Source organism: Burkholderia sp. AcTa6-5 (assembly GCF_017815075.1).
Classification (GTDB): Bacteria; Pseudomonadota; Gammaproteobacteria; order Burkholderiales; family Burkholderiaceae; genus Burkholderia; species Burkholderia sola.
Genome location: NZ_JAGIQE010000004.1, coordinates 19,834 through 33,833 on the forward strand (window position 1 = coordinate 19,834; position 14,000 = coordinate 33,833).

14 protein-coding genes are annotated in these 14,000 nt (G+C 67.7%); 10 read left to right on the top strand and 4 right to left on the bottom strand.

Annotation, left to right across the window (positions count from 1 at the left end):
- Positions 1-452 precede the first annotated feature (452 nt).
- Positions 453-809, top strand: coding sequence for an arsenate reductase (glutaredoxin) (gene arsC / locus J8I33_RS07040; RefSeq protein ID WP_204384479.1), 357 nt, complete (start codon positions 453-455; stop codon positions 807-809).
- Between the two features lie 140 nt (positions 810-949).
- Here arsC and J8I33_RS07045 read toward each other — a convergent pair whose 3' ends face one another.
- Together J8I33_RS07045 and J8I33_RS07050 are read right to left on the bottom strand one after the other, a co-directional pair.
- Entirely contained in the window at positions 950-1,165 is a 216-nt protein-coding gene (locus J8I33_RS07045) for a zf-HC2 domain-containing protein (protein ID WP_209924955.1), read from the bottom strand.
- Positions 1,143-1,742, bottom strand: coding sequence for an RNA polymerase factor sigma-70 (locus J8I33_RS07050; RefSeq protein WP_050013473.1), 600 nt, complete (start codon positions 1,740-1,742; stop codon positions 1,143-1,145). The genes J8I33_RS07045 and J8I33_RS07050 overlap by 23 nt, the downstream gene beginning before the upstream one ends.
- A 374-nt stretch (positions 1,743-2,116) precedes the next feature.
- Between J8I33_RS07050 and J8I33_RS07055 the strand changes: the two genes are divergently transcribed.
- Positions 2,117-2,671 carry an NAD(P)H-dependent oxidoreductase gene (locus tag J8I33_RS07055; protein ID WP_124450700.1) on the top strand — a complete coding sequence of 185 codons (555 nt, stop codon included), beginning with the start codon at positions 2,117-2,119 and terminating at the stop codon, positions 2,669-2,671.
- 68 nt (positions 2,672-2,739) lie between these two features.
- Here the strand turns inward: J8I33_RS07055 and J8I33_RS07060 are convergent, their stop codons facing one another.
- Complete coding sequence (locus J8I33_RS07060) at positions 2,740-4,989, bottom strand: hybrid sensor histidine kinase/response regulator (protein ID WP_209934108.1); 2,250 nt, start codon at positions 4,987-4,989, stop codon at positions 2,740-2,742.
- 492 nt (positions 4,990-5,481) lie between these two features.
- Here J8I33_RS07060 and J8I33_RS07065 point away from each other — a divergent pair, with 492 nt between their 5' ends.
- The 3 genes from J8I33_RS07065 to J8I33_RS07075 are packed head-to-tail and all read left to right on the top strand — an operon-like array spanning position 5,482 to position 7,407.
- Positions 5,482-5,850, top strand: coding sequence for a response regulator (locus J8I33_RS07065; protein ID WP_050013470.1), 369 nt, complete (start codon positions 5,482-5,484; stop codon positions 5,848-5,850).
- On the top strand, positions 5,843-6,469 hold the full coding sequence (locus tag J8I33_RS07070) for a chemotaxis protein CheC (protein WP_050013469.1): 627 nt from the start codon (positions 5,843-5,845) through the stop codon (positions 6,467-6,469). Before J8I33_RS07065 ends, J8I33_RS07070 begins: the two co-directional genes overlap by 8 nt.
- Positions 6,466-7,407 carry a diguanylate cyclase gene (locus tag J8I33_RS07075; RefSeq protein ID WP_050013468.1) on the top strand — a complete coding sequence of 314 codons (942 nt, stop codon included), beginning with the start codon at positions 6,466-6,468 and terminating at the stop codon, positions 7,405-7,407. Before J8I33_RS07070 ends, J8I33_RS07075 begins: the two co-directional genes overlap by 4 nt.
- Before the next feature lie 15 nt (positions 7,408-7,422).
- Here J8I33_RS07075 and J8I33_RS07080 read toward each other — a convergent pair whose 3' ends face one another.
- Positions 7,423-8,307, bottom strand: coding sequence for an alpha/beta fold hydrolase (locus tag J8I33_RS07080; protein ID WP_124556598.1), 885 nt, complete (start codon positions 8,305-8,307; stop codon positions 7,423-7,425).
- 190 nt (positions 8,308-8,497) lie between these two features.
- On the opposite strand from J8I33_RS07080, the gene J8I33_RS07085 reads away from it, so the two are divergent.
- The 5 genes from J8I33_RS07085 (at position 8,498) to J8I33_RS07105 (ending at position 13,901) form a co-directional block, all read left to right on the top strand.
- A complete protein-coding gene (locus J8I33_RS07085; RefSeq protein ID WP_050013466.1) occupies positions 8,498-8,830 on the top strand; it encodes a hypothetical protein in 333 nt (110 codons plus the stop codon).
- A gap of 258 nt (positions 8,831-9,088) precedes the next feature.
- On the top strand, positions 9,089-9,937 hold the full coding sequence (gene hpnD, locus J8I33_RS07090; protein ID WP_124631376.1) for a presqualene diphosphate synthase HpnD: 849 nt from the start codon (positions 9,089-9,091) through the stop codon (positions 9,935-9,937).
- Between the two features lie 13 nt (positions 9,938-9,950).
- Positions 9,951-11,204, top strand: a complete 1,254-nt coding sequence (gene hpnE / locus J8I33_RS07095) for a hydroxysqualene dehydroxylase HpnE (RefSeq protein ID WP_209934116.1) — start codon at positions 9,951-9,953, stop codon at positions 11,202-11,204.
- Between the two features lie 12 nt (positions 11,205-11,216).
- Positions 11,217-13,190: a squalene--hopene cyclase gene (shc, locus tag J8I33_RS07100; RefSeq protein WP_124556596.1), complete on the top strand. Its 1,974-nt coding sequence runs from the start codon at positions 11,217-11,219 to the stop codon at positions 13,188-13,190.
- A 3-nt stretch (positions 13,191-13,193) separates the two neighbouring features.
- A complete protein-coding gene (locus J8I33_RS07105) occupies positions 13,194-13,901 on the top strand; it encodes a phosphorylase (protein ID WP_209934123.1) in 708 nt (235 codons plus the stop codon).
- Positions 13,902-14,000 lie beyond the last annotated feature (99 nt).

Here is a 14,000-nt window from a genome sequence, read left to right on the forward strand (position 1 = left end):
GGCGCCTCGCCCGCGTCAGGAGCGCAATGATGTCGTGCCGGGGCGATGGATTATCGATATAGCCATTGTCTGGTGCCGTCTCGTCTGGGCATAGACCTACGTCAGAGTCGCGTCGCACCTCGCCCGACAATCGCAGGCTTTATGCGCATAAACGCAGCCGAAGTGTCCCGCAATCACGCGCCCTTTCGCCACCCGGGACAGCCCTCACTGGGCATTGGTCAGGCTGACCACAGTTGCCGGTCCCGCGAGGCCGTTGCCCGGCCTTTATGCGCATAAACGTAACCGCATCTTCGAAGCGTCTCCCAGACACCCGACGCACAGCACATCGCCAAACCGAACCACCGCAGCAACCTGTCGAGAGGAAAACCACCCCGATCTCGCTTGAACCACCCCACCGAGCCCGTCAATGCAGACTGGCTACAATACAGGGCTCCCCCATCCAGGCTTGAATGATGATCACGATCTACCACAACCCCCGATGCTCGAAGTCCCGCGAGACGCTCGCGTTGGTCGAGTCGCTGAATACCGCCAGCGCGCCGTTGAACGTCGTCGAGTACCTGAAGACGCCGCCAACGGTCGAGGAAGTGGAAACGCTGCATCGGCAGCTCGGCCGCCCGGTTCGCGACATGCTGCGCGACGGCGAGGAGCCGTACAAGACATTGAATCTGGCTCGCGCGGATCTGAGCGACGCCGAAGCCTACGCGGCGATCGCCGCTCATCCGATCCTGCTGCAACGCCCTATCGTCGTGTATCGCGGCAAGGCGGCCATCGGTCGCCCGCCCGAGTCGGTGAAGGCGCTGTTCGAATAATTCTTCCCCGGCGTATTTTTCTTATTGCATCAACGCGACCGAGTCCGGCCCGGCACACGCAACGGTAATCCAGGCCGACGCGACGGCCGGGCCGCACGCGCGAGCGGCCGGCGGAACGATACGTCGCCCCCCCGCGCCGCCTAGCCGCCACCGGACGATCCCTCATCATCGTCCGACTCCCGCCCCGCCGCCGCTTTCGCGGCCGTCCGCAACAGCGCGATCTGTCCACGATAGGCGCGGCATCCGCTGCAGGTCGGCAGATGCACGCGTACCTGCAGACGCTCGTGCAGCGTCAGATGCCGATCGAGCGCATCCGACAGCAGTCGTGTCACGTCAGTACATTTCCCCGGCAGCATCTTCGGTCGTCAGTCCTTTTTCGCTCAGGCAGGTTCGCAGGCGCGTGCGCGCCCGGTACAGCAGCACGCTGCAATGATTCGTCGTCAGCGTCAATTCGCTACAGATATCCACAATCTCGACATCGAGGAATTCGCGCATCATGAACACGCGTCCGATCTGCTCCGGCAGATGGTCGAGGCAGACCTGGAACAGCGTCCAGAATTGCTGTTGTTGCAACAGCGTTTCGGGCTTCGGCCACGGTCGCGGTTTCGCATGCGCGGCCCAGTGCCCATTGTCCTTGAACAGTTCGCGATCGAGCACGGATTCGCCGTCGAGCTCCGCATCGAGCGCGGTCAGGCTCACCATTCGCTGGCGCGCGCGCAGCACGTCGATCAGCTTGTTGCGCAGGATCCCGAATACCCAGGTCTTGTGGGCCGACAGCCCCGCGAACTCGCCGGCATGCGACCACGCGGCGGCCAGCGCTTCCTGCACGGCGTCTTCGGCCGCGTCGGCATCGCGGAGCTGGAGTCGCGCGAAGCGCAGCAGGTCGCGCCGCAGTTGCGCGAGATAGGCGGGATCGTCGTGTGCGGACGGCATGTCTGGTTGCAGTGTCTCGAAGCAATGGCAATCGCGCGAGCGTCACGGGAGCGGGCGCGTCGCGGTGCGAGCAGCTTACTGGGCGCGGTCCGCGCCTGCAACGCAATGTTCCGTCACGAATTCACGGAGCCCGCCGCCGCGCTGCGCTATGCTTGCCGAACCCCGTGTCGCGCGTCGACCACGCCGCGCGGCGGGCGATCTGTAACGTCGGAACATATCGGTCGAGTTATCCACAATTTCTGTGGAAAACCTTGTGGAAAGTCGGCCGGACGGCCCCGTGGGACGGCTCGCGGGCTGGCTTGCCTATAAACAGACCTTTATCGCCCGTTCGGAAGCAATCGATCCGATTCCTCACTCACCGGAAGGAGAATTCCATGTCCTATCGTATTGCGGTCGTCGTCGGCAGCCTGCGTCGCGCGTCGACGAATCGCGCGCTCGCGCATGCCGTGATCTCGCTCGCCCCCGCCGATTTTTCGTTCGAGTTCGTCGAGATCGGCGAGCTGCCGCTGTACAGCCAGGACTACGACGCGGATTTCCCGGAAGTCGCGAAGCGCTTCAAGCAGTCGATCGAAGCAGCGGACGCGCTGCTGTTCGTCACGCCCGAGTACAACCGGTCGATTCCGGGCGTGCTGAAGAATGCGCTCGACTGGGGCTCGCGCCCATGGGGTTCGAATTCGTGGTCGGGCAAGCCGGGCGCGGTGCTCGGCACGTCGCCGGGCGCGGTGGGCACCGCGCTCGCGCAGCAGCACCTGCGCAACGTGCTCGCTTACCTCGACGTGAAGACGCTCGGTCAGCCCGAGATGTTCATCAAGCACGACCCGGCGCGCATCGACGACCAGGGGCAGATCGTCAGCGAGGACACCCGCAAGTTCCTGCAGGGCTTCGTCGATCGTTACGCGGGCTGGGTGCGTCTGCTGAAATCGGCGTGACGTCGTCGGCGGCCTGATCGCCGCGTTCGTTCACGCCGTCGCGCCGGCGCCGCCCTGCGCACCGCGGGTCACGCGCCGGCGTGTCGTGCGTCGCGCGCTTCGCGGATGCCCAGCAGGATCTCGTCGAGCAGCGCGATATCGAACGGCTTCGACAGCACGCGGACGTTGACCGTGCGCGTGCGGTCGAGCTCCTCTGCATAACCGGTGACGAGAATCACGGGCAGCTTCCCCGGCCGCTTGTCGATCGCTTCGGCCAGGTCGATGCCGTTCAGGCGGCCCGGCATATGGATGTCCGAAATCACGAGGTCGAACGCGTCGTTCGCGGCGGCGCCTTCGATCAGGCGCAATGCGTCGTCGGCGGTGGGCGCGTAGGTCACGCGATGACCGAGCAGCGACAGCAGCGCTTCCGTGCCGGCCGCGACTTCGCCGTTGTCCTCGACGAGCAGCACGTGCAGGCCGGCGAGCGCGCCATTGGCCGCATCGTGCGCGGCGGCCGCCGGCCGCGCGACGACATCCTCGGCGCGCGCGCGCGGCAGGTACAGACGCACCGACGTCCCCGCACCGACCGCGCTGTCGATCGTCGCAAGGCCGCCCGAGCGTTCGCAGAACGCGAAGACCTGCGGCAGGCCGAGCCCGGTCCCCATCCCCTGCGCCTTCGTCGTGAACAGCGGTTCGAACGCGCGCGCGAGCACGTCGGGCGCCATGCCCGACCCCGTGTCGTCAAGCGAGATCTGCACGAAATCGCCGGTCAGCGGGAAGCCGTCCTCACGGCGCAGCGTGACGTTGCGCGCGCCGACCGTGAAGCGTCCGCCGATCGCCATCGCGTCGCGCGCGTTGACCGCGAGGTTGATCACCGCGAGTTCGAGTTCCGCGACGTCGACGCGGATCGGCCAGACGCCCGGCTCGATCGCGACGACCAGCGACGACTTCGACCCGAGCGACGTCTTCAGCAGCTCGCGGCACGTGCCGACCCATTGCCCGATGTCGATCGTCTCGTTGTGCAGCGGCTGCTTGCGCGCGACGCCGAGCAACTGGCGCGTGAGCGACTGCCCGTTCTTCAGCGCGCGTTCGATCGCGCCGAGCTCCTTGTCGAGATGCTGGACGCCGCGCCGCCGCGCGATCTGCACGTTGCTCGAGATGATCATCAGCAGGTTGTTGAAGTCGTGCGCGACGCTGCCGACGAGATTGCCGAGCGCCTGCATCTTGCGCGACTGCCGGTACGCCGATTCGATCGAGCGCCGCATCGACGCTTCGGCCTGCCAGCGGTCCCATGCCTCCTCTTCCGCCTTCAGCCGCTTGAGCGACAGCCAGATCACGGACCACAGCGCGACCGACGGCGCGAACATCGAGATGAACAGCACGCTCAGGTGTTCGTACCATTCATGCCAGATTGCCGACGTGCGGTACGCGCAGCTCACGTAGACGGGATAGCTGCCGACCTGGCGATACGCGACGATCTCGCTGCTCGCGTCGTCGTGACGCACGCGCACGACGCCCGCGCGCGGCTCGTTGTGCGCGTTGCCGAACGTGACCGAGCGATCGGTGTGCGCCAGCGACGGCGGCGGCGGATACGACGCGATCACCGCGCCGTCCGAGCGCGCGAGCGCCATCGTCATCGGCGTGCTCGCGCCGCCGAGCAGGTCGCGGTAGAACGCGTTGAAATACGACGATTTCAGCGCGATCGACACCATGCCGGCGAACGAACCGTCGCTATGGCGTCGCGCGACGCCGGTGTTGAATACGGGAATGTTCTCGAGCTTGAGCGGCCCCATCATCAGTTTCGAGATGTGTTCGATGACCTTGCCGTCGCGGATGCCGGCGAAGTCGTCGCGATTCGCGATCGACGCATACGGCGCCGGATAGTAGAGGCTGTTGGCGAGCAGCATCCCGCTCGCACCGAAGATCGACACGGCGGCCACTTGCGGATAGCCGCCGCCGATCGTGTTGAGCGCCTCGTGGATGTCGGATTCCCTGCCGCGCACGGTCGCGTCGTCCATGTCCTGCACGAGGTCGACGATGCGCGCATCGAGCGTCTCGCTCAGGTCGAACACCTTGAGCGCATGCTCCTCGGCCACGCGCACCGTGCGCATCGTCACGTCGCTCGCGGCGGCCTCGCGCGCCTTCAGGTCGCTGTACGCCATCACCACCACGTAGATGCACGGCAGCACGATCGCCGCGACGAGCAGCACGATCAGCGTCACGCGGCGCACCGCGAAATCGTGCTCGGGTGCGCCGGCCGCGTAGCTGCCGTCGTCCTGCCAGTCGTCGGCGGGAGGGGGCGCGGGGGTGTGGGAGTCGGCAGGCCGTTCGGACGTCATCGAGGAAAGCGGGTGAGGCAGCGGTGTCTGTCATCATAAACGAGTTGCGACGGCCCGCCGCGCGGCGCCGTACGTGGCGATTCTGCCGTTCGTACAGGCGCGATCCTGCCGTATATGACAGCGGTAAACCGTCGGATTGAAAACGCGACGAATCCGGCAGCGCAAACGTACACAAGGAAAAATTTTGCGTACTTATCTCGAAAATGGTCGCGGCTATTTTCGGAATGATGCGCGATCGGACCAATTCTGTTCGAAATGGCGAAAATGGCGAGTTGCATCGCCTCCGGTTTACTCCGAGAATCGCGCCTTGCTTTCCCTATGACAGATACATGCGCCCGCCGGCGATTGCCGCGCGGTGCGTCGCGCGCACCTGCGTCGCGGCGCCCGTGCGCGGCCGCAAGGCGGTTGCCCGCGCCGAAACGCATGGCCCTAAAGAAATGCGCCGCGCGGTCGTTAACGCGAGAGAGACCATTCCGTATACCGCATCGCCCCATGCCTTTGCCGATTGTAATTGCCGACGATTCGCTGCTCGCTCGCAAACTGCTGACAAAGGCGCTGCCGGGAGATTGGGACGTCGACATCGCGTATGCAGCGAATGGTCGCGAGGCCTTGGCGCTCTATCGTGACGGCAAAGCTTCCGTGATGTTTCTGGATCTGACGATGCCCGACATGAGCGGATATCAGGTCCTGGAAACACTGCGCCACGAAGATCTGAACACGTTCGTGATCGTGGTATCCGCCGATATTCAGCCGCAGGCGCAAGCACGCGTGCGCGAATTGGGCGCGATCGCATTCGTTGCCAAGCCCGTGACGTCGGAGGCATTGCTGCCCATTCTCAAGGAGTATGGGTTGTATGCCTGAATCGGTGTTCACGGCGGAGCAACGCGACGCGTTGCAGGAAATCGCCAACCTTGCAATGGGCCGCGCTGCCGCGCGGCTTGCGTTGCTGCTCGGGCACTTCATCGAGCTGTCGGTGCCGCGCGTGCGCGTCGTGAAAGCGGCCGATGCGAGCGACGCGCTGCGCGAGATGACGGGCATCCACGACAACGTGACCGCCGTGCGCCAGGGCTTCCGTTCCGACATCAAGGGCGAGGCCATCGTGCTGTGCCGCACGGCGGGCGTCGCGCGGTTGATGTCGGTCGTCGACCGCACGTTCGGCGACGGCGTGTACGGCGGCATGGCGACGCCGGACGAACTCGTGTTCGACGTCGCGAACGTGCTGATGGGCGCCTGCGTCGCGTCGATCCTCGACGAACTCGGCCGCAAGCCCGTGTTCTTTCCGCCGGGGCTGCTCGGCGCGAACGTGTCGTTCGACGACGTCTTCCAGCCGAACGAACTGGGATGGAGCGTCGCGCTGCTGCTCGAGGTGAACTTCGGGCTCGAGAACCATATGTTCCGCGCGCATTTCGTGATGTTGATGGCCGAGGATTCGATCCGGCTGATGGGCGACGCGCTCGACGCGTTGCTGTCCGCGCTATGACGGCCGCCGCCCCGTCGCTGAGCGACCTCGTGATCGAGCGCGTCGGCTTCGGCCTGTTCGTGCTCGACCGTTCGATGACCGTCCTGATGTGGAATCGCTTCATGCAGGACCACAGCGGGATCCCGGCCGCCGACGTGATCGGCCGCAACCTGTTCGACCGCTTCCCGGACCTGCCGCGTGCGTGGCTGTCGCGCAAGCTCGAGAGCGTGTTCCAGCTCGGCAGCTTCGCATTCAGCTCGTGGGAGCAGCGGCCCTACCTGTTCCGCTTCGAGCACGACCGGCCGATCACGGGCGGCGTCGACTACATGCAGCAGGACTGCACGTTCATGCCGCTCACGCGCGGCCGCGACGTCGAGGCCGTGTGCGTGACGATCTCCGACGTCACGCATGTGAGCGTGATGCAGCGAGAGCGCGAGGAAGCGGTCGCGAAGCTGCGCGAGCACGCGAATCTCGACGGGCTGACCGGCATCGCGAACCGGCGCTTCTTCGAGGCGCGGCTCGGCGACGAATTCGCGCGCTGGCAGCGCTACGGCGGCGACCTGTCGGTGCTGCTGTTCGACCTCGACCACTTCAAGACGATCAACGACCGCTTCGGGCATGCGGTGGGCGACGCGGTGCTGCGCGAGACGGCGCGCCGCGTCGCGTCGATCGTGCGCGCGCAGGATACGTTCGGCCGGTTCGGCGGCGAGGAATTCGCGCTGTTGCTGCCGTGCACGACGCTCGACGAGGCGATGCGGGTGGCCGACAAGGTGCGCGACGCGATCGGCAGCGTGCCGGTCGACGCCGAGGGCGTCAGCGTGCCGGTCACGGCGAGCGTCGGCGGCGCGTGCGCGAAAGCCGGCGCGCCGACCTGCGACGTACTCGTCAACGAGGCCGACGCCGCGCTCTATCGGGCGAAGCGGCTCGGGCGCGATCGGTCGGTCGCGTACGCCGACTGACCGCGCCCGCTCCGCTCAGCTTTTTGCGATGTCGGCGAGCACGCCGGCCAGCACGGCCGGCTGCGACACGAACGGCGAGTGGCTGCTGTCGAGCTGGTGCACGTGGGTCGGGTTGCCGGGCGCGAACGCGTCGGCTTCGTCGATGAAGCGTTGCTGCAGCGCGGGCAGGATCACGCGATCGGCCAGGCACTTGATGTAGTGGCGGTCGATCGCGCCCCAGCGTGCGGCGGTCGTCGGGATCGCGGTCGCGAACGGCGCGGCCGGCACGTCGCAGCTCATCAGGTTCGCGACCGCGTCGAAATCGGCTTGCGGCACGTCTTCGTACAGCGCGCGCTTCATCGATGCGCGATACGCGGCGTCGCCGCTGTGCGGATCGACGCGCAGCGCGCCGGCCACGCGCGGGCTCGCGAGCATCAGCGGGCCGAGCAGCTCGCCGTTGTTTTCCGGCGCGCGCACGTAGTCGAGGCCCGGCACGCCCGACGCGGGCATGAAGGCCGCGAGATAGACGATCTTCGCGATCTTGTCCGGCGCGCGTTCGGCGGCCGCCGTGATCGCGAGGCCGCCCATGCTGTGCCCGACCAGCACGACCTTGCCGCGGCCGAGCGCGTACGCGTCGTCGACGGCCTGCGTCACCTGCGTCGCGTAGTCGTCGAGCGTCGTGTTGGCGACCGGCGACGGCTCGGCGCCGAACGCGTCCTTGTCGAGCGGCCGGGCGAGATACGACGCGGGAAAGCGCGCATGGATGCCGTGCGCGGGCAGGTCGCGCGCGATCGACAGGTAGCCGCGCGCGGCCAGCGCGGCCGCCACGTGGGCATAGCACCACGCGCCATGCCACGCGCCGTGCACGAGCACGAAAACGGGATGATCGGACGGCGGGGTGGCGGGGGCGTTCGTCTCCATGGTGTCCGTATTTTTTCGAGAAAGGTGTCATCTTAGACGAACCGGCCGCCATCGAGACGCGCTCGCGCGGCGCGTTTCTTGACCGGCAACGATCCGTCCCTTTGTGTCGCGCAGGCCACATTTCGTCCTGATCCGATTTGAATTTGTGCCGAAGCGCGCTAATTTGTTGCTTTGCCTGCGATTGCACCCCATGAACGTCGACTATCTCTTCTATCGGAAGCCGAACAAACCCGGCCCCTATTCGCTCGACGACCTGGGCGACATCGCGCCGCCGATCGGCCCGGGCGCCGTGGTGCGCGCGGGAATCGCGCGCGTGTTCGAGCAGATCGACTGGCAGGAATCACTCGACGTGCCGGGCGCGTGGTTCGGTACCGGCGGCGCGGTTTTCCAGTTCACCGCCGAGCCCGACGGCCGCGTGACGAGCTTCATGGGCTCGCGCCTCGAGCGCCGCTCGATGCTGCAGCTCACGCGCGAAATGGGGCTCATCGCGCTCGATCTGCAGCGCGACATCGTGTACGGCTGACGCGCGTTCGGGCCGCCGTTCGCAAAGGCCGGCGCACCGGCCCGCCGGTGGCGCTCGGCACCCCGCCGGACAGGGTGCGCGTCCGCCATCGAACTTCAAAGATTGCTATACTTTCGCCCAATTCCGGCTTCCGGCCGGTAATTTGTGCCTGTCTGCGTCGATCGTTCGCATATCTCGCACGCATTCGACGCCCTGACCATCCCAGCCGGGCATGGCTTCTTCAATCGCCCCGCGTGGGTGTCTCCGTGGAGCTTCGTCTTGGCCGTTTCCCATTCCGTCGTGGACGAACAAGAAACCGACGCCGCTGCCGTCACATCGGGCAGCTCCTTCTATCTGGCGATGCGCATCCTGCCGGCCGTGCAGCGCGATGCGATGTTCCAGGTCTATGCGTTTTGCCGCGCGGTCGACGACATCGCCGACAGCGACCTGCCGCGCGCCGAGCGCACCGCGGGCCTGAATCGCTGGCGCGCGGACATCGACGCCTGCTTCGCCGGCCGCCCGCCGCGCCACCTCGTCGCGCTCGATCGCGAGATTCGCGCGTTCGACCTGCAGCGCGACGATTTCCACGCGATGATCGACGGGATGGCGATGGACGCGGTGGAAGACATCTGCGCGCCCGACGAGCCGACGCTCGACCTGTTCTGCGATCGCGTGGCGAGCGCGGCCGGCCGGCTGTCGGTGAGGATTTTCGGGATGCCGGAAGCCGAAGGGATCACGTTGTCGCACCACCTCGGCCGCGCGCTGCAACTGACCAACATCCTGCGCGACATCGACGACGACGCGGCGATCAACCGGTGCTACCTGCCGCGCGAGCTGCTTGCGCGCGAAGGCATCGCGATCACCGATCCGGCGACGATCGTGCGCGATCCGGCGCTGCCGCGCGTGTGCGCGACGCTCGTCGAGCGCGCGCTCGAGCACTTCCGCCAGGCCGACGCGGTGATGGATGCCTGCCCGCGTGCGCAGGTGAAGGCGCCGCGCATCATGTCGGGCGCGTATCGCTGCATTCTCGAGGCCGCGATCGCGCGCGGCTTTGCCGCGCCGCGCGCGCCGCTGCGCAAGCCGAAGGCGCGCATGCTGATGATCGCCGCGCGCTACGCGCTGTTCTGAGTCGACCGACGCGATGCCCAGAACCGTCCACGTGATCGGCGCAGGACTCGCGGGCCTGTCGGCCGCGGTCGAGCTGCAACGTCGCGGGCGGCGCATCGTGCTGCACGACGCGCATGCGCACGCGGGCGGCCGCTGCCGCTCGTGGTTCGACGGGACGCTGAACACGACGCTCGACAGTGGGCTGCACACGGTTTTCGCGGGACAGCCCGCGACGCAGCGCTACCTGCGCGCGATCGGCGCGGCCGATCAGCTCGCGGGGCCCGCGCTGGCTGAATTCCCGGTCATCGACATCGCGTCGCAGCAGCGCTGGACGCTGCGTTTCGGCAACGGCCGCTGGCCGTCGTGGCTGTTCGATGCTGCGTCACGGGCGCCGGGCACGACGCCGCTCGACTATCTCGCGCTGGCCCCGCTCGCATTCGCCCGCACGGGCCGCTCGCTCGCGCAGACGATGCGATGCGACGGCGTGCTGTGGGATCGCTGGCTGCGACCGTATTTCCTCGGGGTGCTGAATATCGAGCCGCGCCACGCGAGCGCCGAACTCGCGCGCGCCGCGCTGTGCGGCACGTTTGCCGCGGGCGGCCCCGGCAGCCGTCCGCTCGTCGCGCGCCGCGGGCTCGGCAGCGCGTTCGTCGAACCGGCGCTGCGGATGCTGCAGTACGGCGGCGCGCAGATCCGCCTGAATTCGCGGCTCGACGCGTTCGAATTCGGCGCGCACGGCAATGCGGTCGATGCGGTGTCGGTCGGCGGCGAGCGGATCGATCTCGCGCCGGGCGACGCGGTCGTGCTGGCCGTGCCGCCCGAGGTCGCGCAGCCGCTCGTGCCCGAACTCACCGCGCCCGATACCTTCAGCGCGGTCGTGACCGCGTATTTCGCGGTCGAATCGCCGGCCGGTCATCCACTGCAGACGACCGTCGTCAACGGCGTCGTCGATGCGGTGCGGACCGGTGACGGCCAGCTCGCGGCGACGATCCGCGATGCGGGCCGCTGGCTCGACATGCCGCGCGACACGCTCGCGCGGCGCATCTGGGAAGACGTCGCGCGCGTGACCGGCACGAACCCGGAAACCATCCCCGCGTGGCAACTCGTCGTCGAGCCGCGCGCGGGCTTTGCGGCGGTGCCGTCGCAGGAAATGAAACGGCCGGCCGTGCGTACGCGCTGGACCAATCTTGTACTCGCGGGCGACTGGATTGCCACCGGCCTGCCCGCCACGATCGAGGGCGCGATCCGTTCCGGCCAGTTGGCCGCGGACGTGCTCCAGACGCAATAAAGAGAGGGACCGATGAACGATCTCACCGAAATGGCTACCTTGTCCGCCGGCGCCGTGCCGGCCGACGTCGACGCGGCTGTCGCGCGTGCGACCGACGCGCTGCTGGCCGCGCAGCAAGCGGACGGACACTGGGTCTACGAACTCGAAGCGGATTCGACGATTCCTGCCGAATACGTGCTGCTCGTCCACTATCTGGGCGAGACGCCGAACCTCGAGCTCGAACAGAAGATCGGCAAGTATCTGCGCCGCATCCAGCAGGCCGACGGCGGCTGGCCGCTGTTTACCGACGGCGCACCGAACATCAGCGCGAGCGTGAAGGCGTATTTCGCGCTGAAGGTGATCGGCGACGACGAGAACGCCGAGCACATGCAGCGCGCGCGCCGCGCGATCCATGCGATGGGCGGCGCCGAGATGTCGAACGTGTTCACGCGCATCCAGCTCGCGCTGTACGGTGCGATTCCGTGGCGCGCGGTGCCGATGATGCCGGTCGAGATCATGCTGCTGCCGCAGTGGTTCCCGTTCCATCTGTCGAAGGTGTCGTACTGGGCGCGCACCGTGATCGTGCCGCTGCTCGTGCTGAACGCGAAGCGTCCGCTCGCGAAGAACCCGCGCGGCGTGCGCATCGACGAGCTGTTCATCGACCCGCCCGTCAACGCCGGGCTGCTGCCGCGTCAGGGCCACCAGAGCGCGGGCTGGTTCGCGTTCTTCCGCGTGGTCGACCATGCGCTGCGCGCGGTCGACGGCCTGTTCCCGAGCTATACGCGCGAACGCGCGATCCGTCAGGCCGTGTCGTTCGTCGACGAGCGCCTGAACGGCGAGGACGGCCTCGGCGCGATCTATCCGGCGATGGCCAACGCGGTGATGATGTACGACGTGCTCGGCTATGCGGAAGACCATCCGAACCGCGCGATCGCGCGCAAGGCGCTCGACAAGCTGCTCGTCGTGCACGACGACGAAGCGTATTGCCAGCCGTGCCTGTCGCCCGTGTGGGACACGTCGCTCGTTGCGCATGCGCTGCTCGAGACCGGCGATGCGCGTGCGCAGGAAGCGGTGCTGCGCGGCCTCGAATGGCTGCGTCCGCTGCAGATCCTCGACGTGCGCGGCGACTGGATCTCGCGCCGCCCGAACGTGCGGCCCGGCGGCTGGGCGTTCCAGTACGCGAATGCGCACTACCCGGACGTCGACGATACGGCCGTGGTCGTGATGGCGATGGATCGTGCGCAGAAGCTCACGCAGTCGGACACGTATCGCGAATCGATGGCGCGTGCGCGCGAATGGGTCGTCGGCATGCAGAGCAGCGACGGCGGCTGGGGCGCGTTCGAACCTGAAAACACGCAGTACTACCTGAACAACATCCCGTTCTCCGATCACGGCGCGCTGCTCGATCCGCCGACGGCCGACGTGTCGGGCCGCTGCCTGTCGATGCTGTCGCAGCTCGGCGAGACGCCGCTGAACAGCGAGCCGGCCCGCCGCGCGCTCGACTACATGCTGAAGGAGCAGGAGCCGGACGGCAGCTGGTACGGCCGCTGGGGGATGAACTACGTGTACGGCACGTGGACGGCCCTGTGCTCGCTGAACGCGGCCGGCCTGACGCCGGACGACCCGCGCATGAAGCGCGGTGCGCAGTGGCTGCTGTCGATCCAGAACAAGGACGGCGGCTGGGGCGAGGACGGCGACAGCTACAAGCTCAACTATCGCGGTTACGAGCAGGCGCCGAGCACGGCGTCGCAGACGGCCTGGGCGCTGCTCGGCCTGATGGCGGCCGGCGAAGTGAACAACCCGGCCGTGGCGCGCGGCGTCGACTACCTGGTCGCGCAGCAGAACGAAGAAGGCTTGTGGGACGAGACGCGCTTCACGGCGACGGGCTTCCCGCGCGTGTTCTACCTGCGCTACCACGGCTATCGCAAGTTCTTCCCGCTGTGGGCGCTCGCGCGCTACCGCAACCTGAAGCGCGCGAACGCGACGCGCGTGACGGTCGGGATGTAACGCGTGGCGACGACGCAGCACAACGGCGCATTGCCCGTCATCGCGGTCACAGGGATGGCGTTCGAGGCGCGCATCGCGCGCGGCGACGGCGTCGAGGCCGTGTTCGCCGCGCGGGCCGACCGGCTCGAGCGCGCACTGGCCGAAGCGACCGCGCGCGGCTGCGCGGGCATCGTCAGCTTCGGTACCGCGGGCGGGCTCGCGCCCGACCTCGCGCCGGGCGCGCTCGTGATCGCGGACGCGATCGACGGGCCGTTCGGCCGCGTGCAGACCGATACGGGCTGGAGCGCGCGGCTCGTCGCCGCGCTGCAGGACACGCCGGTGTGGGCGCGTGTCACGCGCGGCACGATGGCGGCCGTCGGCGCGCCGGTGGTCAGCGAGCAGGACAAGACGTCGCTGCATCGTGCGAATGGCGCGCTTGCCGTCGACATGGAATCGCATATCGCGGCGGCCTTCGCGGCCGCGCGCGGCGTGCCGTTCGCGGTGTGCCGCGCGATCGTCGATCCGGCGTGGCGCACGCTGCCGCGCGCGGCGACGGCCGGGCTGCGCGACGACGGCAGCACGGCGATCCTGCCGATCCTGCGCGAACTGCTGAAGCAGCCGTCGCAGCTCGGCCCGTTATTGCAGGTCGCCAGCGATGCGCGCGCGGCGCGCACGACGCTGATCCAGGCGCGGCACGCATTCGAGCGTGCGGGCGCGCTGCAGATCGTCTGAGCGGCGTTCGCTGCTGGCCTTTCCCCCGCTTCCCGGTCTGCCGTTTCGCGCGGACAAAAAAAGAGCGCTGCATGACGCAGCGCTCTTTTTTTGCGCGGC

What these genes read in the sequence shown, in the direction of transcription:
- hpnE (WP_209934116.1), top strand. Translation starts at nt 9,951, where the DNA reads ATGCCCAGAACCGTCCACGTGATCGGCGCAGGACTCGCGGGCCTGTCG.
- J8I33_RS07085 (WP_050013466.1), top strand. Translation starts at nt 8,498, where the DNA reads ATGAACGTCGACTATCTCTTCTATCGGAAGCCGAACAAACCCGGCCCC.
- shc (WP_124556596.1), top strand. Translation starts at nt 11,217, where the DNA reads ATGAACGATCTCACCGAAATGGCTACCTTGTCCGCCGGCGCCGTGCCG.
- J8I33_RS07080 (WP_124556598.1), bottom strand. Translation starts at nt 8,307, where the DNA reads ATGGAGACGAACGCCCCCGCCACCCCGCCGTCCGATCATCCCGTTTTC.
- J8I33_RS07060 (WP_209934108.1), bottom strand. Translation starts at nt 4,989, where the DNA reads ATGACGTCCGAACGGCCTGCCGACTCCCACACCCCCGCGCCCCCTCCC.
- J8I33_RS07055 (WP_124450700.1), top strand. Translation starts at nt 2,117, where the DNA reads ATGTCCTATCGTATTGCGGTCGTCGTCGGCAGCCTGCGTCGCGCGTCG.
- arsC (WP_204384479.1), top strand. Translation starts at nt 453, where the DNA reads ATGATCACGATCTACCACAACCCCCGATGCTCGAAGTCCCGCGAGACG.
- J8I33_RS07075 (WP_050013468.1), top strand. Translation starts at nt 6,466, where the DNA reads ATGACGGCCGCCGCCCCGTCGCTGAGCGACCTCGTGATCGAGCGCGTC.
- J8I33_RS07050 (WP_050013473.1), bottom strand. Translation starts at nt 1,742, where the DNA reads ATGCCGTCCGCACACGACGATCCCGCCTATCTCGCGCAACTGCGGCGC.
- J8I33_RS07065 (WP_050013470.1), top strand. Translation starts at nt 5,482, where the DNA reads ATGCCTTTGCCGATTGTAATTGCCGACGATTCGCTGCTCGCTCGCAAA.
- J8I33_RS07070 (WP_050013469.1), top strand. Translation starts at nt 5,843, where the DNA reads ATGCCTGAATCGGTGTTCACGGCGGAGCAACGCGACGCGTTGCAGGAA.
- J8I33_RS07045 (WP_209924955.1), bottom strand. Translation starts at nt 1,165, where the DNA reads ATGCTGCCGGGGAAATGTACTGACGTGACACGACTGCTGTCGGATGCG.